At 67.0% G+C, this 19,355-nt stretch carries 18 protein-coding genes; 6 read left to right on the plus strand and 12 right to left on the minus strand.

From position 1 onward, the window contains the following. Positions 1 to 272 precede the first annotated feature (272 nt). Both IV088_RS12475 and IV088_RS12480 read left to right on the plus strand, forming a co-directional pair. Entirely contained in the window at positions 273 to 878 is a 606-nt protein-coding gene (locus IV088_RS12475; RefSeq protein ID WP_291102328.1) for a type IV toxin-antitoxin system AbiEi family antitoxin domain-containing protein, read from the plus strand. Continuing rightward, positions 875 to 1,738 (plus strand): nucleotidyl transferase AbiEii/AbiGii toxin family protein, encoded by an 864-nt coding sequence (locus IV088_RS12480; protein ID WP_291102330.1) that lies wholly within the window; start codon positions 875 to 877, stop codon positions 1,736 to 1,738. The genes IV088_RS12475 and IV088_RS12480 overlap by 4 nt, the downstream gene beginning before the upstream one ends. A gap of 255 nt (positions 1,739 to 1,993) precedes the next feature. Here IV088_RS12480 and IV088_RS12485 read toward each other — a convergent pair whose 3' ends face one another. After that, a complete protein-coding gene (locus IV088_RS12485) occupies positions 1,994 to 3,466 on the minus strand; it encodes a site-specific integrase (RefSeq protein ID WP_291102332.1) in 1,473 nt (490 codons plus the stop codon). Positions 3,467 to 3,607: 141 nt separating this feature from the next. Between IV088_RS12485 and IV088_RS12490 the strand changes: the two genes are divergently transcribed. Further along, on the plus strand, positions 3,608 to 3,832 hold the full coding sequence (locus IV088_RS12490) for a hypothetical protein (RefSeq protein ID WP_291102334.1): 225 nt from the start codon (positions 3,608 to 3,610) through the stop codon (positions 3,830 to 3,832). Positions 3,833 to 4,019: 187 nt separating this feature from the next. On the opposite strand, the gene IV088_RS12495 is transcribed toward IV088_RS12490, so the two are convergent. The 11 genes from IV088_RS12495 to IV088_RS12545 form a co-directional block, all read right to left on the minus strand. Continuing rightward, positions 4,020 to 5,000 (minus strand): tripartite tricarboxylate transporter substrate binding protein, encoded by a 981-nt coding sequence (locus tag IV088_RS12495; RefSeq protein ID WP_291102336.1) that lies wholly within the window; start codon positions 4,998 to 5,000, stop codon positions 4,020 to 4,022. Positions 5,001 to 5,034: 34 nt separating this feature from the next. After that, positions 5,035 to 6,504, minus strand: a complete 1,470-nt coding sequence (locus tag IV088_RS12500; protein WP_291102338.1) for an NAD-dependent succinate-semialdehyde dehydrogenase — start codon at positions 6,502 to 6,504, stop codon at positions 5,035 to 5,037. Positions 6,505 to 6,517: 13 nt separating this feature from the next. Further along, the gene (locus IV088_RS12505) at positions 6,518 to 7,537 is read right to left on the minus strand and encodes a dihydrodipicolinate synthase family protein (protein ID WP_291102340.1); all 1,020 of its coding nucleotides are present in this window, start codon (positions 7,535 to 7,537) and stop codon (positions 6,518 to 6,520) included. Positions 7,538 to 7,562: 25 nt separating this feature from the next. Continuing rightward, the gene (locus IV088_RS12510; protein WP_291102342.1) at positions 7,563 to 8,582 is read right to left on the minus strand and encodes an ornithine cyclodeaminase family protein; all 1,020 of its coding nucleotides are present in this window, start codon (positions 8,580 to 8,582) and stop codon (positions 7,563 to 7,565) included. A 109-nt stretch (positions 8,583 to 8,691) separates the two neighbouring features. Further along, a complete protein-coding gene (locus tag IV088_RS12515) occupies positions 8,692 to 9,594 on the minus strand; it encodes a LysR substrate-binding domain-containing protein (protein WP_291102344.1) in 903 nt (300 codons plus the stop codon). A gap of 82 nt (positions 9,595 to 9,676) precedes the next feature. After that, the gene (locus tag IV088_RS12520) at positions 9,677 to 10,231 is read right to left on the minus strand and encodes an NUDIX hydrolase (RefSeq protein ID WP_291102346.1); all 555 of its coding nucleotides are present in this window, start codon (positions 10,229 to 10,231) and stop codon (positions 9,677 to 9,679) included. Between the two features lie 81 nt (positions 10,232 to 10,312). Next, positions 10,313 to 11,407 (minus strand): TRAP transporter substrate-binding protein, encoded by a 1,095-nt coding sequence (locus IV088_RS12525; RefSeq protein ID WP_291102348.1) that lies wholly within the window; start codon positions 11,405 to 11,407, stop codon positions 10,313 to 10,315. Between the two features lie 202 nt (positions 11,408 to 11,609). After that, positions 11,610 to 12,305: a fumarylacetoacetate hydrolase family protein gene (locus IV088_RS12530; protein WP_291102350.1), complete on the minus strand. Its 696-nt coding sequence runs from the start codon at positions 12,303 to 12,305 to the stop codon at positions 11,610 to 11,612. 77 nt (positions 12,306 to 12,382) lie between these two features. Then, the gene (locus IV088_RS12535; protein ID WP_236965054.1) at positions 12,383 to 12,706 is read right to left on the minus strand and encodes a 2Fe-2S iron-sulfur cluster-binding protein; all 324 of its coding nucleotides are present in this window, start codon (positions 12,704 to 12,706) and stop codon (positions 12,383 to 12,385) included. A gap of 20 nt (positions 12,707 to 12,726) precedes the next feature. After that, positions 12,727 to 14,205 (minus strand): glutamine synthetase family protein, encoded by a 1,479-nt coding sequence (locus IV088_RS12540; protein ID WP_291102353.1) that lies wholly within the window; start codon positions 14,203 to 14,205, stop codon positions 12,727 to 12,729. Then, the gene (locus tag IV088_RS12545) at positions 14,202 to 15,587 is read right to left on the minus strand and encodes an aromatic ring-hydroxylating dioxygenase subunit alpha (protein ID WP_291102355.1); all 1,386 of its coding nucleotides are present in this window, start codon (positions 15,585 to 15,587) and stop codon (positions 14,202 to 14,204) included. The genes IV088_RS12540 and IV088_RS12545 overlap by 4 nt, the downstream gene beginning before the upstream one ends. A gap of 76 nt (positions 15,588 to 15,663) precedes the next feature. On the opposite strand from IV088_RS12545, the gene IV088_RS12550 reads away from it, so the two are divergent. The 3 genes from IV088_RS12550 (at position 15,664) to IV088_RS12560 (ending at position 19,105) form a co-directional block, all read left to right on the plus strand. Continuing rightward, entirely contained in the window at positions 15,664 to 16,383 is a 720-nt protein-coding gene (locus IV088_RS12550) for a GntR family transcriptional regulator (protein ID WP_291102357.1), read from the plus strand. A gap of 231 nt (positions 16,384 to 16,614) precedes the next feature. Next, positions 16,615 to 18,186, plus strand: a complete 1,572-nt coding sequence (locus IV088_RS12555) for a thymidine phosphorylase family protein (protein ID WP_291102359.1) — start codon at positions 16,615 to 16,617, stop codon at positions 18,184 to 18,186. Between the two features lie 4 nt (positions 18,187 to 18,190). After that, positions 18,191 to 19,105, plus strand: coding sequence for a ribose-phosphate diphosphokinase (locus IV088_RS12560; protein WP_291102395.1), 915 nt, complete (start codon positions 18,191 to 18,193; stop codon positions 19,103 to 19,105). Positions 19,106 to 19,355 lie beyond the last annotated feature (250 nt).

Genomic DNA, 19,355 nt, shown 5'->3' on the forward strand with positions numbered 1-19,355 from the left:
CACTCTAGGGGCCAGAGCAGGCTGTTGAGGTGCTGGATTCGGGCTGAAATCAAGCTGCGAGTGCCGAGTCTGGACGAGGCACCATCACCCGACGTCAACATCGGCTGGTCACCTTGATGGATGAATTTCTTGCGACAGTTGTCTTTCTGGATCAACTGCGACGATTTTTCTATGCAGAGATGTGCGCCGATCTCAAGCAGGCCCCGAGATCGAAGTGTTCCAATTTGGCGTCGATAGCTTGCATTCGACGAAATTACGGAACATACTGAGGCATGCTTTCCGAAACCCACACCCGGCGTGTCCTTGATCTGGTCGGCCAGAAAGGACTCCTGCGCGCCAGCGACCTGGCTGCCATCGATGCGCCACGGGTCGTTCTCACGCGGCTGAATGCCGCTGGGCTGCTGGAGCGGGTCGGGCGAGGTCTCTATCGCCTGCCGGATGCACAGGTGTCAGAGTTCGAGAGCCTCGGTACGGTCGCTGCAAAGGTGCCACAGGCCGTGTTCTGCCTGCTTACTGCTCTGCAGTTCCACGAGCTGACCACCCAACTGCCGCGCCAGGTCTGGATTGCCATGCCGCGCGGCAGCCACCCACCGCGGATCGACTACCCGCCGATCAAGATGGTGCAGTTCACGGGCGAGGCCTTCTCCGCAGGAGTCGAAGAAGTGGAGCGCGATGGCGTCAGGCTGCGGGTCTACGGTGTTGCGAAGACGGTGGCTGACTGCTTCAAGCACAGGAACAAGATTGGCCTGGACGTGGCCCTGGAAGCACTCAAGGACGCGCGTTCGAGGAACAAGGCGTCGGTGGATGAGATCTGGCGTTACGCCAAGGTCTGCCGCGTGGCCAACGTGATGCGGCCCTACCTGGAGAGCATCGGATGAGCACCGCTGGTCCAAACGTTGCCGCGTCCGTTCGCGCACGCCTGCTCAACGTGGCCAAGGCACAAGGCGTCGATTTCAATCAGGTGCTCGTGCGCTTTGCGCTGGAGCGCATCCTTTACCGGATGGCCCAGTCTCCGTACGCGGATCGTTTCCTGCTGAAGGGGGCGCTGCTGTTCACGCTCTGGTACGACATGCCGCACAGGGCCACGCGCGATGCCGATCTGCTCGGCTTCGGTGCCCGCGATCTGGACTCGGTCGCACAGGCCTTCCGAGACATTGCCGCTGTGGCAGTCGATGACGGGATCGTGTTCGATCCTGCCTCGGTCACGGTCGAGGAAATCCGCAAGGAGGCAGGCTACGGCGGCGTGCGCGTGATCGTTGCTGGGGATCTGGCCCGGGCACGCTGCAAGACCCAGATCGACGTCGGCTTCGGTGATGCGGTCACGCCGGCGCCCGTCGATTCGGTCTACCCGGTGCTGCTGGAAGATCTGCCCGCGCCAAGGCTGCGGGTCTACCCCAAATACACCGTCATCGCGGAGAAGCTCCATGCCATCGTCCTGCTGGGCATGACCAACAGCCGCCTCAAGGACTACTTCGATCTGTCGGTGCTTCTGGACAGGGAGACTCTCGACAACGACTTGCTGGCCCAGGCGGTCAAGGCCACCTTCGAGCGGCGCGGCATGACGGTTCCCCATGCGCTGCCTGTCGGCCTGACAGACGAGTTCGCGGGTGATGCCTCTCGGCAGGCCCTGTGGCTGGCGTTTCTTCGAAAGAACGATCTGGCTCCGGAACCGTTGCCGGCAGTCGTCGGCAGAGTTCGTGTCGCGTTGATGCCGGTTCTGCAGTCTCTTGCGCCGTGACGTCGCTGCAGAGCAGGACGGGGGTCCAGCAGCTCGTGCGGATGTGATGGGTTTGCCCATTGAACTGGGCGTTGATGGCTGAAATGCCCAACAAAATAGGCAAAGGGTGGTTTGCCCTGGTGGGTCACTGCCGTCAGCCTGATGGCAGGTGGCAGCAACAGATGTCCACGCCGTCCCTTGGATAACAAGGAACAAGCACGATACCTTTGCCGACGTTATCGTGCAGGGCGCGGTGAGCTTCGGTCTGTGCTGGCTTTAGCCTTTGTGCGTCGCCGCTTGTGCGGGCGCAGCGGACAACGACGGATTGTTCTGCGCCAGGATGGCGTCAATCTGCTGCCCCAGCTTCTCCCAGGCCGCCTTCTTCTCGTCGGCGAACTCGTGGTGCAGGTAGTGGCGCCGGACCCGGCTGCCGGCCATCACGTGGTTCTGGCAGCGGTCGATGATGTCGGGCAGGATGCCCAGCGCCTGCATCATGGTGGCGCCGGTGCGTCGCATGTCGTGCGGGGTCCATTCTCGGTGGCTGCCGCTCTTGAGGACCAGCGCGTTGTCGTTGGCACGGCGTGACAGGTCCTTGCGGGTCTTGAACTGGATCTGGCGGTCGCCCACCTGCTTGGACACGGTCTTGACGTCGATGTGGGTGTCTTCCTTGTGGTTGCGGGCCGGGAAGCAGTAGGGCGATGTACCGGTCATTGCCTTGAGCGCCTGGAACTGCCGCAGCGAGAAGTCCGAGAGGTAGACCCGGTGACCCTGCTTCTTGCCCATCGGTCCCTTGACGTTTTCGATCGGGATGGTCCAGTAGCGCTCCACCAGGTCCACGTCTTCCCAGCGGGTCATCAGCAGCTCGCCGATGCGGCACAGCGTGCCCAGGCAGATCCAGATGGCCAGCTGGGTCTCGCGCTTGAGCGGGCGCTGCACCTCGTACTTGTGGCCGGCTGGCGTTTCCTCGTACTCGACCTCCATGCGCTCAAAGATCTCCTGCAGTTCCTGCAACTCCTTGGCCGACAGCACGCGGTCGCGCTCGTTGACCATGTCGAAGTCCTTGGAGACGATCTTGCGGATCTCGATCAGGTCGGCCGGGTTGCCTTCGATCAGCAGGCCGCGCCAGGGCTGGCGCTTCTCGGCCCAGGCGAACAGCTGCACCAGGTCCTGGTGTACGCGCACCGACATGCGGTTCACGCCACGGGCCACCATGGTTCGCAGGACCTTGCGCAGGTCGTGCTCGGTGATGCTCCGCACCGGCTTGTCGCCCAAGACGGGCAGCACGTCCTTTTCAAACGAGCGGCGCAGTTCGGCGTTGCCGTCCTTGCGCGCCACCCCATCCGCCAGCCAGGCGTCGAACATGTCCTTGAACGGTCGGTTCTGGCTGGCCTCTGCGGCGGCCTGCGCAATCGTCGCTTCGACCGCGGCCTGGTTCTCGATGCGCTCGGCCTTCTTCTGGTCGTTGGGGTTGACGCCGGAACGCACGAGGTCACGGGCCTCATCGCGCAGACGGCGGATCTGCTCCATGGACACGTTGGGCCAGGTGCCGCACGGGTGCCACGCCACCTTGCTCTCCCACCGGAAAGCGAATTTGAAGCGGGCCGACACGCTCTGGTCGTTGGCGACCCGGACTTCGCCGATGAGTCCGTCGCCGTCACTGAGGGTGTCTCCACGCCATTCCGGGGGCATGGCCTTGAGCTCCAGCGTCGTCCACTTTTTGCCCTTTCCCGCCTTTGGGTACCGTGTCATGAGGCCTCCATGGGGTAAACGGTGGGGTAAACAGAAAAAACGCTGTCAGTGTATTTTGTGGGACAACTTGGGATCAAGTATCCTTTGTATCTATATGATTTAAAACAGAAAACATCGTCCCATAACGTCCTAGGAAATTCCATGAAATTTCACGTATATTTCGATGGGGTGCAAGGGGTAGCGAGTTCGAATCCCGCCACGCCGACCATTTTTACTGAAAGCCCGCAATCGAAAGGTTGCGGGCTTTTTTGTTTTTCATCTGCGTTCGAGCGACAAAATCTCATCCATCCCGCTTCCACAGCAGCTGTACCGACGTCAGACCAATCGTCCGAGCGTTCTACACAGCTTGCAGTTGGTCAGCCGTGAAATGAAGGTTGAACACTTGCTCAAGGCCGGGAAGGTCATCTTGAGGCGGAGGGTTTGATGCCCGCAGACAGCATCAGCCTGCGCCGAGCCTGTGCGGCCAGCGGCGTTTCCCGCGCCATGCGGCGTTGCCGGCATGCTGCGTGCGAAGACGGCAGTCTCATTCCCTTCATTCAGACGCGCAGAGAATCTATGGCTTGAACGTCAATTTGGCGTCGGTGGCGATGCGGCGGTACACCGCCATGTCTTGCTGCACCGAGGTGGCCAGGGCAGCGGGGGGGCCGCCTGCGGTGGTGATGCCCAAATCCTCCAGCTGTTTCACCAGCGTGGGATCTGCCAGCGCGGCATTCACCGCCTTGTTGAGCCTCTCCACCAGTGGGGTCGGTGTTCCGGGCGGTGCGAACACGCCCAGCCAGGAGCTCAGGACGTACTCTTTCAGACCGCTCTCTGCCGCGGTGGGCACGTTGGGCAGGCGCGGGTCGCGGTGGGCCCCCGTGACCGCGACGATCTTCACCTTGCCCGCGTCGGCGTAGGACTTGGCGGTGGCGTCGAACGTCAGGTCCAGCACCCCACCGGCGACGTCGATGATGGCGGCGGAGGTGGACTTGTACGGCACATGGACCATCTCGATGCCCGTCAGCCGCTGGAAGAACTCGCCCGCAAAGTGGGCGCCGCTGCCCATGCCTGCACTGCCGTAGCTCAGCTTGCCGGGGTTGTTCCGGGCGTGGGCGATGAACTCGCCGAGGGTGCCGACGTTCAGCCGGCTGCTCACCACGACGGGCAGGCCGTAGGTGCCCACCAGGGCCACAGGCATCAGCGCCTTCACCGGGTCGTACTTCACCGCCGCGTCCGTGATGGGCAGGATGGTGTAGCTCGGATTGGTGAACAGCAGGGTCGTGCCGTCGGGGTCGGCGCGCATGACGGCCTCCGAGCCGATGCGCGAGCCCGCACCGGGGCGGTTCTCGATGACGATGGTCTGCGCCAGCGATTTCGACACGCGGTCCAGCACGCCACGCGCCACCTGGTCGGTGATGCCGCCCGCCACAAAGGGCACGACCACCTTGATGACGCCGGCGCCCGCACCGGATTGCGCGGATGCGGTGGTCGTTGCGCCGAGCAGGGCCGTGCCGACGAGTGTCTTGAGCAGGCTGCGCCTGGAGGTGTTGAACATGGAAGTCTCCTTGGGTGGTTCGAAAACAGGGCCGTCAGTCGGTGCCGATGCCGTCCCAGCACAGGTACTTGATGTCGATGAACTCATCGATGCCGTACTGGGAGCCTTCGCGCCCCAGCCCGCTTTGTTTGACGCCGCCAAAGGGCGCAACCTCGGTGGAAATCAGGCCGGTGTTGATGCCGACCATGCCGCTCTCGATGGCCTCGGCCGTGCGCCAGATGCGGGACGCGTCCCGGCTGAACAGGTAGGACGCCAGGCCGAACTCGGTGTCGTTGGCCATCGCGATCGCTTCGTCGTCGGTCCTGAAGCGGATCAAGGGCATCACGGGGCCGAAGGTCTCCTCGATGGCGACGGCCATGTGGGGCGTCACGTCAGCGAGCACCGTGGGCTCGTAGAAGCCGCCACCCAGGGCATGGCGTCGCCCGCCGGTGAGCACGCGCGCGCCCGCTGCGACGGCGTTGGCCACATGCGCTTCGACCTTGCGGACGGCGGCCGCGTCGATCATCGGACCGATCTGCACGCCGTCCTCCAGCCCGTGGCCAACCTTCAAACCGGCCACGCGCTCGGCGAGGCGCCGGGCCAGCGCATCGTGGATGCCGTCCTGCACCAGCACGCGGTTGGCCGCGATGCAGGACTGGCCGGTGTTGCGGAACTTGGCCACCAGGATGCCTTCGACCGCCAGGTCGAGGTCCGCGTCGTCGAACACGATGCAGGGTGCGTTGCCGCCCAGCTCCATCGAACACTTCTTGATGGTGGCGGCGGACTGTTGAAGCAAGACGCGGCCCACTTCGGTCGAGCCGGTGAAGGTGATTTTGCGAACCAGGGGGTGCGAGGTCAGCACACCGCCGATGGCACGCGTGTCGCTGCCGGTGAGCACGTTGAACACGCCGGCAGGCACGCCCGCGCGCAGGGCGAGTTCGCCCAGGGCCAGCGCCGTCAGCGGCGTCTGGCTGGCGGGCTTGACGACCATGGTGCAACCCGCGGCGAGCGCCGGTCCGGCCTTGCGGGCGATCATCGCGGCCGGGAAGTTCCAGGGCGTGATCGCCGCGCACACGCCGACGGGCTGCTTGAGCGTGACGATGCGCTGCGTCTCCTTGGGCGCCGGGATCACATCGCCGCGCACGCGCTTGGCTTCTTCGGCAAACCACTGCACGAAACCGGCGGCGTAGTCGATCTCGCCGCGCGCTTCGGCCAGGGGCTTGCCTTCCTCCAGCGTGATCAGTGTGGCCAGGTCGTTCTTGCTTTCAACAATGAGTTGCCACCAGCGGTACAGGATCTGCGAGCGGTGCAGGGCCGTGGTCTTGCGCCAGGTGCGGAAGGCTCGGTCGGCCGCTTCCACGGCGCGGGTGGTTTCTGCTTCCTTGCAGCGCGGCAGTCGCGCGAGCAGCGTTCCATCGGCGGGGTTGTGGAGATCGGAAACGCCGTGCGGCGTGTCGGTGATCCACTGGCCGTCGATCAGCGCGGCTTCGCGCCACAGGCCGGGGTCTTTGAGCAGTGTCTTCATGGGACCGCCCTGTTCAGCAAGGAAAACGACCGACCATGAACTGGCTGTCGGGGTCGTCGGTCACGGGCAGTCCGGACGCCACCAGCCCATGGCGCAGGGGCTTCATGAAACGGTCAGGGATGCGCATGGCCGGCGCGCGCAGGGGGCCGCCGTTGAAGCCGGCCAGCCAGTCCTGGTACTTCCACATGGTGCGGTTCAACACGCCGGTGCCGCCCGTGTACGACTGCGCGGCTGCACCGTTGGCGCTGCGCGCGGGGTTGACCTTCCAGTACAGCGCCATGGCGGCTTCCCACTCGCCCTGGCGGGCGAGCTCGAAGGCGCGCGGGTAGTAGTCGCTCATCCACTGCGTGTTGCTGGTGCCGGAGAACTGCAGCTCCATCAGGCTCATCAGGGGAATGGCGTCGCCCTCGATGGGGCAGCTGATCACCACCTCGTCGCGGAAGTGGTGGTACATCTCGCAGATGCCGGCCGGCAGCGGGAAGCCCTGCTCAGACTTGATGGCCACGATGTTGGGGCAGTCCTTCAGGAGGCGGCGCACGAGCGACACCGACATGCCGGCCGGGTGCACGCGCTCGAAGCCCCACAGCGGGATCGGGAACAGCATCACGGCCAGGTCGGTCGCGTCGCAGAACGCCTTGGTGTAGTCGTGGATTTCCTGTTCCGTCGTGGGCCAGAACTGGGGCGGGTACGACAACAGAACGATGTCGGCGCCGGCCTTCTCGGCGAGCTTCACCGCCCGGATGTTTTCGGCCAGCGTGCCGAAGGCCGCGTGGAAGAACAGGCCGAAGTCCTGGCCGCCGGCCTCACGCGCCACGGCGGTGAACTGCGCGTTTTCCTCCGGTGTGATCGCCAGCTCGGCACACAGCAGGGTGTAGGTGTAGCCCAGTTGTTTCGCCAGCCCGATGTCGTGGCGTATGCCGCGCTCGTTGAGCCGGGTGAGGTCGGCTGAGTAGGAGGGGATGGTCACTGCGGAGCAGCCCACCAGGTGTTCACGCGCCCAGGCGCGGGCGTCATTGCGTTGGTACGAAGCCATGGTGTTCCTTTTGATACGGGACGGGTTACTTGGACACGGGGACGATGCTGTGGGCGAGCGGTGTGCCGACGCCCTGTTCTCGGGCGCGGGCGAGCAGCATTTCGGCGGTGATGACGTCCTGCAAGGCGGAGCCGACCGACTTGTAGACCACGATGTCGGTGGCCTGCTGGCGGACGGCTTTGCCCGCCACAAAATCGCCGAGCGACACCAGCTTGGACGACACGTCCACCCGCGCCCGGCTGGCGGCGAGCATGTCGCCGGTGTCGTGGGCCACTTCATCGACCATGTCGGCGACGATGAGGTGGGCCCGCGCCAGCACCTGTTCGTCCACCTCCCGCTGTTCCGGCAGGGTGGAGCCGATGGACACGACGGTCATGCCGGGTTCCAGCCACTCACCCTGCAGCACGGGCGACTCGTCGCGGCTGCGCGCGGCACACAGGACCACGTCGGCGCCCTGCACCGCGTCCTGCGCGGAGGCGGTCGGCGCCACGTCCAGCGACGCCTGGCTTCGCATGTCGGCGGCAAACCGCTCGCGGCTGGCGGGCGTGGGGCTGAAGACCTTGACGCCCGCCAGCTCGCGGACCGAGGCCAGGGCCAGCAGCAGACCGCGCGCTTCGAAGCCCGAGCCGATGACGGCCACGCGCAGCGGCCGCCGGGGCGCGGCCCGGTCGACGGCGACCGCGGCCGTGGCGGCGGTGCGGATGCCCGTGATCCGGTTGCCGTCGATCAGGGCGGTCAGGCCCATCGTGGTCTGGTCAAAGAGCGAGATGAGGTAGCTGGCCCGGCGGTGCGTCACCGACGCCGAGATCAGCTTGCAGCCCAGGTGGCCGCCCGAAGGCGACACGGCGGTGAGCGCCCGCAGCCACAGGCCGTCGCCCCGGGCCATCGAGCGTGGGGGCACCATGGCGGGGTCGATGGCGCTGGCGTACGCCTGGCGCAGCGCCTGGACCGCCGAGGCCCAGTCCGCGAGTTGGCCGACGTCGGCGTCGGAAATGAAGAGGGTCGGCGGCACAGCGGTGGCCGCAGGGTGGTGGGTGATTCCCAAGGCATGTCTCCTGTCGATGGGAGTGCATGCTAGGGAGCAACCGCTCCGTGAGGGAGCCCCGGAACGGGAAAGCAGCTGTCCGGAATCCGGTTGGCCGAGCTGTCGTGCCTTACGAATTCAGCAGGGCTGGGGCCACTTCCAGAATCAGCCTGGACACCTCGCGCAGCGCGTGGGTGGACGGCCGGTGAAGGGTGGTGCCGAGCACCACCGAGCGCGAGAGCACGGGGTCGACGATGTGCAGGGTCGCCAGGCGTTCGCGCTGGGGTGCGCTCAGCTGACCCGCGGTGATGGCGAACCCGCCGCCGTGCGCCACGATCTCGTGCTGGAGGTGGATGGAGTCGGCCTCCGCCGCCATTTGGAGCGACGCATCCCGCTGCCGCGCCAGGCCCTCCAGGCGCGATCGCATGGGGTGAGGGTTGGACGGCAACACCAGCGCAAGCGCCAAGACCTCGTTGAAGCTGATGGTCTGGCGAGACGCGAGCGGGTGGGCCGCCGGAACGATCAGCGAGAGCGGCAACGTGGTCAGAACGGGCTCGTCCGGGTGCGCGGTGTCTTCCTCCCGCAGCAACAGCGAGAGGTCCAGGCGTCCCTCCTTGAGCCACTCTTCGAGCTGCGCGCTGGAACCTTCGGTGATGTGCAGCTGCACCTCGGGGAACCGCTGTTTGGCTTCAGCGAAGAGCGGCCCCGCGAGAATCGCCACGGTCGACGGCAGCAAGCCCAGCCGCACCTCGCCCATGGGCACGCCCCGGCTGGAACGGATGTCGTCGGCCAGTTGCTCGCTCGCCAGGATCATGGCCCTGATGCGCGGGTAGATCCGCTCGCCGAGTTCGGTCAACACCACCCCGCGACCCGTGCGCCGAAACAGGCGGCTGCCGGACTCCTCTTCGAGCTGGGCAATGTGCCGGCTGACCACCGACGGGGGCATGTCCAGCGCCGCAGAGGCGCGCGACAGGCTGCCCAGCTCCGCGACTTTCGCGAACAGATGCCATTTCGGATCCAGGATGGTCTGCACGGTGTGGGGGGGGGCGGGAAGCCCAGCGTTGGAGGGCGGTTCGTTGCAGCCGCCGCGCGCTGGGTGGGGCGGCGGCTGGCGCTCAGGCGATGTCGATGGTGTGGAACCCGAACCGCCCGCGGCGGCGGTCGGCGAAATAGCACTCCAGCGTTTCGCGCACCGTGCGGAACGCGATCTCGTCCCAGGGAATCTGGTCTTCGGTGAAGAGCCGGGCCTCGATGGTTTCAAAACCGGGATCAAACTGGTCGCTGATCAGACGGGCCCGGTAATACATGTGCAACTGGCCGACGCGTGCCACGTTCATCAGGGTGAACAACTCGCCGAGTTCGATCTGCGCCCCCGCTTCTTCGATGGTCTCGCGGTGCGCGCCCTCGGCGGTGGTTTCGCCCAGCTCCATGAAGCCGGCCGGCAGGGTCCATTTGCCCTTGCGTGGCTCGATGTTGCGCAGGCACAGCAGCACCTGTTCGCCGGTCTCGCCCCACACCGGCACCGTGCCGACCACATTGAGCGGGTTCTCGTAGTGCACGGTGTGGCACACGGTGCAGATCGCGCGGGGTTTGGTGTCGCCGTCGTCGGGAAGCCGGTAGGTGACGCTCGCGCCGCATTGGCGGCAGTGCTGAATGGGGCTGCGTTGCATGCGGCAAAGTGTAGGGGGAAATGACCAAGGGCTCCGTGAGGAGCCCTTGGTCGGTGGGGACGGAGACAGGGTCTCCGGTGATCAGCCTTTCTTGGCCGGCGCAGCCGCTTTGGCGGGCGCCGCAGGCGCTGCGGCCACCTTGCCGTGCTTCTCGATCAGGCCCTTGGCGGTCTCCAGCAGCTGCTTGCCGTTGAAGCCGCGCTTGTCCATGTCCTGCATCCACTCCACCTCCACCAGGCGGGCCTTGCGCTTGAAATCCTGCGCTTCGGCGGCGGGGATGGTGTAGATCGAGTTGCCCTGTTTGACGGCCGACTCGCGACCGGCGATGTCGCCGGTCTGCTGCACCTTGCCCAGCCAGGCCGAGGTCTCCAGGCCGGAGTTCTTGTCGATGATGGCCTTCAGGTCGGGCGGCAGCGACGCGTATTTGGCCTTGTTCATCGCCATCACGAAGGTGGTCGTGTAGAGCGCGCCGCCGGCGGGGTCGAACTCGCTGTGGAACTTGGTCAGTTCGTGCACCTTGACCGAGGGCACCACTTCCCAGGGGATCACGCAGCCGTCGATCACGCCCTTGGACAGCGCGTCGGGGATCTGCGGCAGGGGCATGCCCACCGGCGAAGCGCCGAGGTAGCTCAGCATCTTCGTGATCTGGCGCGTGGGGCCACGCACCTTGGAGCCCACGAGGTCGGCGGCGGTCTTGACCTGCTTGTTGCGCATGTGGAACATGCCCGGGCCATGCACCTGGAGCGCCAGCACCTGCACGTCCTTGAACTCGTCCTTGGCGGCGGTCTGGGTGTATTCCCAGAAGGCTTTCGAGGTGGCTTCGGCGTTGTTCATCATGAACGGCAGCTCGAACACCTCGATGCGCGGGAAGCGGCCCGGCGTGTTGCCCGGCAGGGTCCAGACGATGTCCACCACGCCGTCGCGGGCCTGATCGAACAGCTGCACGGGCGTGCCGCCCAGCTGCATGGCGGGGTAGGCCTCGAACTTGATGCGGCCGTCCGAGTCCTTGGTGACCTTGTCCATCCAGGCCTTGTGCATGTTGAGCCACACGTTGGACTGCGGCGCCATGAAGGTGTGGAACTTGAGCGTGACGCTCTGCTGGGCCAGGCCCACCAGGGCGGGTGCGCCAAAGGCCACGGCGGCGCCGGACTGGAGCAGGGTTCTGCGTTGGATCATTGAATGGGTCTCCTGGGTTCGGTCAATCAAAAGAGAAACGTGAAGGTGTCAGCCCGACGAAGTTAAGGCCTGGCGCAACGGGGGCGCTTCGGGTCAAACCCGCGAGGGGCGGACGTGGGTGGCCATTTCGTGATTTATTTTTATGAAATGCATTCACCCATGCGAAATTATAAGTGGGCGTTGATGCTGGTCGGGCCCGGCTTCAGGCCACCTTGACCGTGATGCCGCTCAGCCCGTCGACGCCACCGGTCATGGTGTCGCCCTTGACCACGGCCGCCACGCCTTCGGGCGTGCCGGTGTAGATCAGGTCGCCGGGCTGCAGTTCCCAGGCGTTGGACAGGTGTTCGATGGTCTCGGCGATGTTCCAGATCAGCTTGGCGATGTTGCTGCGCTGGCGGTCGCTGCCGTTGACCTGGACCCAGATGGCGGCGTTGCCGATGTCGCCGGCCTCCGCGGCGGGCGTGATCGGGCCGATGGGGGCCGACTGGTCGTAACCCTTGCCGATGCACCAGGGGCGACCTTGCTTCTTCATCTCGGTCTGCAGATCGCGGCGGGTCATGTCCAGGCCCACGGCGTAGCCAAAGATGTGGCTGGCGGCGTCTTCGGCCTTGATGCCACGACCGCCTTTGCCAATCGCCACGACCAGCTCGATCTCGTGGTGCAGGTTGGAGGTGAGGCTGGGGTAGGGAATGACCGCGGTCTTGCCGGGGTCGGCGACCACGATGGCGTCGGCCGGCTTGAGGAAGAAGAAGGGCGGCTCACGGCCGGTGAAGCCCATCTCCTTGGCGTGCTCTTCGTAGTTGCGGCCGACGCAATAGATGCGGTGCACCGGAAAGCGTTCGGCGCGTCCGACCACGGGCACGGAGACGACGGGTTGTGGAGTGAAAACGAAGCTCATGAAGTCCTTTCTGACGCGGGGTGGGGCAGGCGGTCAGTATAGGCAGGCAGGGCTGGCGGAGGGCTGGAGGATTGGGGTCAGTACTGGCTGGCCGGCAGCCGGACCACCAGCCCGTCGAGCGCGGGCGTGAGCTGAATCTGGCAGCTCAGGCGGCTGCCCGGCTCCACCGGGCTGGCCGCGAAGTCCAGCATGTCGCGCTCGTCGGGGATGGCGGGCGGCAGCCGGCCGATCCAGGGCTCGTCCAGCATCACGTGGCAGGTCGCGCAGGTGAGCGAGCCGCCGCAGTCGGCGTCGATGCCCTTGACGTCGGCGTCCACGGCCGCTTTCATGAGGCTCTGGCCCGGTGCGGTCTGGATGGTCTGCTCCGTGCCGTCGGCGCGGATGAATCGGATCTGGATCATGGTCTCGTGGGGGTGGGTGATCAGGTGCGGCTGAAGTATTCGCGGCGCTCGAAATCGATGGTGTCTTTGGCGTCGGCGTGGCGGTTGATCTCGGACTGTTTGATGCGGCAGAAATGCTGCACCACCTCGTCGCCCAGGCCTTCGTTGAGCGCCGCATCGGCGCGAAGGGCGGCCAGTGCGTCGCCCAGCGTGCTGGGTATTCTGGGGTGTTCGCTGGCGTAGGGCGTGTCCGATGCGGCGGGGGGCTCCAGCCCGCGCAGCAGGCCGTCGAGCCCGGCGTGAATCTGCGAGGCGATGTACAGGTAGGGGTTGGCGGCGGGCTCGCCGATGCGGTTTTCGATGCGCGTGGCGCCATCGCCCGGCCCGCCGACCACGCGCAGCATGGCACCCCGGTTGTCCTGGCCCCAGAGGATGCTTTGTGGTGCGAGCGCGTTCGGGCGGAAGCGGCCGTAGCCGTTGACCGTGGGCGTGCACAAGGCGGTCATGCCCTCGGCGTGCGCCAGCAGCCCGGCCAGCCAGTGGGCGCCCACGTCCGAGAGCGCGTGTCGCGCGTCTGCCCGCGTGCGCCCGGGTTCGGCGCTGGCGCGCGCGAACGCGTTGCGCCCGGTGTCGCGCTCCACCAGCGACTGGTGCAGGTGCCAGCCGCTGGACATGATGTTCGGAAAGGGCGGGCGGCACATGAACGTGGCGTGGTAGCCCGCGCGGCGCAGCGCCTGACGCACGCCGTTGCGGAACAGCACCATCTGGTCAGCGGCCGTCATCGCGTCGGTGGCGTCGAACACCGCCTCCACCTGGCTGGGACCCAGTTCGATTTCGAGCGATTGCAGGGGCAGGCCGAGCGCCTGCGCCGTGTCCATGACGATGCGCATCGGCTCGTCGGCCATGTCCATCATGGCCTCGGACTGCAGGTTGTAGCCCGGGTGGATCATCTCCACCCTCGGCGGCAGACCGGGCCAGCCGGCCAGTTCGGGGTCGAGCTGCGGCGCGGTGTCGGTGATGCGGTAGATGTGGAACTCGACCTCCAGGCCGGTCTTGAGGCCGAAGCCGGTGATGCCCAGTTTCGCCAGCGCCTGCTGCAGCACCCGGCGGCTGTCGATGGACACGGGCGTGGCATCCTGGAACCAGGGCTGGCAGCGCAGCCAGGCCGTGCCGGCGCTCCAGGGCAGCCGCGTGAAACTGGCCGGGTCGGGCAGCAGCATCAGGTTGGCCGCGCCTTCAAAGCCGGGCAGGTCGGCCGCGCCCCCGGACTCGAACACCTTCCACGCCGTGCGGTCCGCGCTGTCCTTGAGCATCATGGTGCCGACCATGCCCACGCCGTGGCGCAGCGCCTGGATCGCGGCCGGCGCCATCAGCGTCTTGCCGCGCAGCATGCCGTGCACGTCGCACCAGCCCATGCGCACGCGCTGGACGCCGCTGGCTTCGATCAGCCGAGCCACTCGTTGGCAGGCCGCTTCGCGTGTGGCGTCGTGCAGGCCGCAGCGTTCGGCGAAATGGTTCATTTCGCGTCGGCCGTTTCGGTCGCGGCTTGCGCGGCGGTGTTTTGCCAGGGCGCGCCTGCGCGCTTGGCTCGCACCGCGTCTTGCCACCAGGTTGGCCAGCCGTCGGCGGGGGCGATGCCGTCCACCGTGTCGGGGCCGGTGATGGCGGGCGCCAGCGCCGGGTCGGCGATGCCGGGCGGCGTGCCACCTTGCTCCACGGTGTCCATGGCCTGCAGCAGCAGGCGCCGGTTCGCCATGATCACTTTGTCTGTTGTGCCCAGGTGCTCTCGCGTGCGGTCCTGGATGGCGCCCATGCTCTCGCAGGCCCACTGGTCGTGCACGTTGATGTCGTCTTCGCCCATGCCGAGGTAGGTGCGGTTCTGCTGCTCTTCGGCGTTGAAACCCCACTGGTTGTGGCGGCCGGACTTCGGGATGTAGTCGGGCAGGGTGACGGCGTCCAGGCGCTGGTTGCGCATGGTGTTCTTGTCCATGGGATCGGCGAAGCTGGTGAAGAAGGCGAACCAGTAATTGTGTGTGTCGTCCACCGGCACGTGCATCTGCGTGATCGTCAGGGTCTCGGAGAGCGGGATCACGAAGGTCTGCGGGAACACGGCGTTGGTGATGCGCACGTGGGTCAGCGCGTCGGGCATGGGGCGCAGGGCGGTGAGCTGCAGGCCATACGGCTGTGGAGTGAAACTGATCTCCGGCTGGCCGAATTCGCGCATCACCTTCGTCATGGGCCAGCGCTCGCCGCCCACCTCGCCCACACTGGCGCCGCGGAACTGTTTGCCGTAGCTGTTTTCGAGCGAAGCGTCGTTGAAGAAGCGGTGCAGGTACGAGGCGTGCGCCGGGTCGATGCCGACCTCGAAGGCCTGCAGCCAGTTGCAGTGCCACAGGCCCTTGAACACGAAGCTGTGCGTGGCGGGCGCCTCGAAGCAGTCCAGCGCGGGGAAGGGCGGTGGCGTGCTGCCCTCGGGGCCGAACCAGCCGAACAGCGCGCCCGCCTTTTCCACCAGTGGATAGCTGCGCTGCTGGATGCGGGTGCACAGCGTGCTGCCGGCGGGTTCGGCCGGCGTTTCGGTGCACTGGCCGCGCACGTCGAACTTCCAGCCGTGGAAGGGGCAGCGCAGGCCGTCGCCCTCGTTGCGGCCGAACGCCAGGTCGGCGCCGCGGTGCGGGCAGTCGCGGTCGAGCAGGCCGAACGCACCCTGCGCGTTCTTGAACAAGACAAAGTCCTGCCCCAACACACGCACCGCCTTCACCGGGCGAACACCCATGGCCGGGTCCAGCGCCGGGTTGAACTCGTCGAGCAGCGCCACCGGTTGCCAGTAGCGGCGCAGCAGCTCACCGCCCGGTGTGCCCGGCCCGACCTGGGTGATGCGCTGGTTCAGTTCGGCTTTCATGGCGGCTCCTGTGGGTTGCTCAGCGGATGAGGGTAAACGGTATCCCGTTTTGTTGATTCAGTGTACAGTTTGCCGCATGAGCCTGCAAGAAACCGTTTTGATGCAACTGCGCGACCTGATCCTGAGCGGTGAGTTCGCGCCCGGGCAGCGGCTGGCCGAGCAGCAACTGGCCGAGCGCCTGGGCGCCTCGCGCACGCCGGTGCGCGCCGCGCTGGTGACGCTGGAGCAGGAAGGGCTGGTCGAGGCCAACGACACCGGCAAGTACCTGGTGCGCCAGTTCACCGCCCGGGAGGTCACCGACGCGATAGCCGTGCGCGGCCACCTGGAAGGCATGGCGGCGCGGCTGGTCGCCGAACACGGCGTGTCGCGCCAGCTGCATGGCGATCTGCAGGCCTGTCTGGACGAGGGTGATCGCCTGCTCGCCGACAGCCCGCTCACGATCGAGAGCTACGCCGCCTACGCGGCCATGAACGACCGCTTTCATGCGCTGATCCTGGACGCCTGCGGCAACCGCGCGCTGCAACGCGCCGTGGCCCTCAACGACAAGCTGCCGTTCGCCCCCGCTTCGGCCATGTTGCCCATGCAGGGCACGGTGGCGCTGGACCGCGACTGGATGCTCTACGCCCACCGCCAGCACCACATGCTGTTCGACGCGCTGCGCCGGGGCGAGGGCGCGCGCGCGCAGGCGCTCGGCGTGGAGCACACCGAGGTGGCGCAGATGAACATGCGGCTGGCGCTGGAGCGGCGCGCGGAGTCCGAGCGGTTCATGCCCGGGATGCGGCTGGTGGTAGGCTGAACACGGCACCCCCCGCGCCGGCCCTGCGGGCCGTCACCCCCCAGGAGGCGATGCGAGTGACCCGGCGAAGCCGGTTCCACCGCATCCTGGATGAAGGCATTTCGCGCCGGAGGGGGTGTTGGTTCCTGGGCGCCGTTTCATGCCTTGGGGTGGCTCTCTGAAACCATGGAAACCTGAAGTGGGCGCGCTGTGCGCAATCGCCCGGGTCTTTCGGCGGTGTATCGTGCCGTCATGAGCGAACCCCCCGAACCAGCGACGCCCGCCCGCGACAGCCTGGTGTTGCGCCGCGTGGCCATCGACACCTACCACGAGAACGTGGCCTACCTGCACCGCGACTGCGCGGTCTACCGGGCCGAGGGCTTCCAGGCCCTGTCCAAGGTGGAGGTGCGCGCCAACGGCCAGCGCATCCTGGCCACGCTCAACGTGGTGGACGATGTGGCCATCGTCGGCTGTGGCGAACTGGGCGTGTCAGAAGACGCGTTCGCGCAGCTGGATGTGCCCGATGGCCACCCGGCGTCGGTGTCTCAGGCCGAGCCGGCCGAGTCCATCCCGGCGCTGTTTCGCAAGATCAACGGCGAGCGCCTGACCCGCGACGACTTCCACGCCATCGTGCGCGACATCGCCGAGCACCGCTATTCCAAGATCGAGCTCACCGCGTTTGTGGTCGCCAGCAACCGCAGCGAGCTGGACCGCGAGGAGGTGTTTTTCCTCACCGAAGCCATGGTGGCCAGCGGCCGCAAGCTGGACTGGCACGAGCCGCTGGTGGTCGACAAACACTGCATCGGTGGCATCCCCGGCAACCGCACCTCCATGCTGGTGGTGCCCATCGTCGCGGCCTACGGCCTGGTGTTTCCCAAGACCTCGTCGCGCGCCATCACCTCGCCCGCCGGCACAGCCGACACCATGGAGGTGCTGGCCAACGTGGAGCTCCCGTTCGAGCAGCTCACCGGCATCGTGCACACGCTCAAGGGCTGCCTGGCCTGGGGTGGCACGGCCAACCTCTCGCCGGCCGACGATGTGCTGATCTCGGTCGAACGGCCGCTGAACATCGACTCGCCCGGGCAGATGGTGGCGTCCATCCTCTCCAAGAAGATCGCGGCCGGCGCCACCCACCTGGTGCTTGACATTCCCATCGGTCCGACCGCCAAGGTGCGGTCCATGCCCGAGGCGCAGCGCCTGCGCCGCCTGTTCGAATACGTGGCGCAGCGCCTGCACCTGTCGCTGGACGTGGTCATCACCGACGGCCGCCAGCCCGTGGGGCGGGGCGTCGGCCCGGTGCTGGAGGCGCGCGACGTGATGCAGGTGCTGGAGAACCACCCCGATGCCCCCAACGACCTGCGCCAGAAATCGCTGCGGCTGGCGGGTCGCCTCATCGAATGCAGCCCCGATGTGCGCGGCGGCGATGGCTTCCGCATCGCGCGCGACATCCTCGACTCGGGCCGCGCGCTGGCGCAGATGCAGGCCATCATCGCGGCGCAGGGCGCGCGCGGATTCGACCACCACCACCCCGCACTGGGCTCGCTCACGCTGGCCTTGACCGCACCGCGGGCGGGCGTGGTCACCGGCATCGACAACCTGCAGATCGCGCAGATCGCCCGCCTGGCCGGGGCGCCCAAGGTCCAGGGGGCGGGCGTGGACCTGTGCGCCAAGCTGGGGGATGCCGTGGCCGAGGGCGAGGTGCTGTACCGCGTGCACGCCAGCTACCCGGCCGATCTGGAGTTCGCCCGCCAGGCGACGCTGCGGGCCAGCGGCTACACCCTCGGCGAAGCCGGGCAGGTGCCGCACGTTTTTGTGGAGTTCTGACGTGATGCTTTCCACCTCCAGTCCGTCCACGGGCTGCCTGCTGTGTTTTGACGACGAGCAGACCATCGCCCAGGCCGCGGCCACCGCGGCGGGCCTCACGCTGGCGGTGATCCAGCGACACCGGTTCCCGGACGGCGAGCTGCGCCTGCGCCTGCCCGAGGCGCTGCCGCCGCGCGTGGTGATCTGGCGCGGGCTGCACCAGCCCAACGAAAAAATCGTGGAGCTGCTGCTCGCGGCACCCACCGCGCGGCAGCTCGGCGCGCGGCACCTCACGCTGGTGGTGCCGTACCTGGCCTACATGCGACAGGACATTGCGTTCAACCCCGGGGAGGTGGTGAGCCAGCGTGTGCTGGGCGCCTGTCTCGCCACGCTGTTCGACGCCGTGATCACGGTCGACCCACACCTGCACCGCGTGGCCACGCTGCAAGAGGCGGTGCCGGTGAAAGACGCAGTGGTGCTCAGCGGCGCGCCGCTGCTGGCCGATTTCATCGCCAGCCAGCGACAGGAGGTGCTGCTGATCGGTCCCGACGAAGAGTCTCTGCAGTGGGTGGCGCAGGCCGCGCAGCGCCACGGCTGGGCGCATGGGGTGTGCCGCAAGACGCGCCACGGCGACCGCCATGTGGACATCGAACTGCCCGGCCTGCCCGTTACCGGGCGCTCGGTGGTGCTGATGGACGACGTGGCCAGCTCGGGTCACACGGTGGCGCAGGCCGCGCGGCTGCTCAAGGCCGCCGGTGCGGCGTCGGTGGACGTGGCGGTGACGCACGCGCTGTTCGCCGCCGGTGCCGTGCAGCTGATCCGCGAGGCCGGTGCCAGCCAGATCTGGAGCACCGACTGCATCCCTCACGCCAGCAACGCGGTGAGCATCGTGCCGGCGGTGGCGGCAGCCCTGGCGGCGCTGTTGCCTGCGCCTGCCTGAAGAGACCTCCGCCCAGCCCCGTCGCTGCTCAACACCCGGTCGCCCGGGCCAGTGGGACCGTGCGCGTCGGTGTGCGCTGGCACACCGACGCGCACGCGCACACCGCGCAAGCTCGCGTCAAGCGGGGATGCCGGCCACACGGCCGCCGAACCGCCCTTACCGGGGCGAGGCCTGATCAGCCGACGCTCAAAAGCCTGTGCCAGAAGCTGATCGACTCTGCAGGAACCACCGACAGGATGCGGTGGCTCCT

This window comes from Hydrogenophaga sp. (assembly GCF_018780075.1).
Lineage (GTDB): Bacteria > Pseudomonadota > Gammaproteobacteria > Burkholderiales > Burkholderiaceae_C > Hydrogenophaga.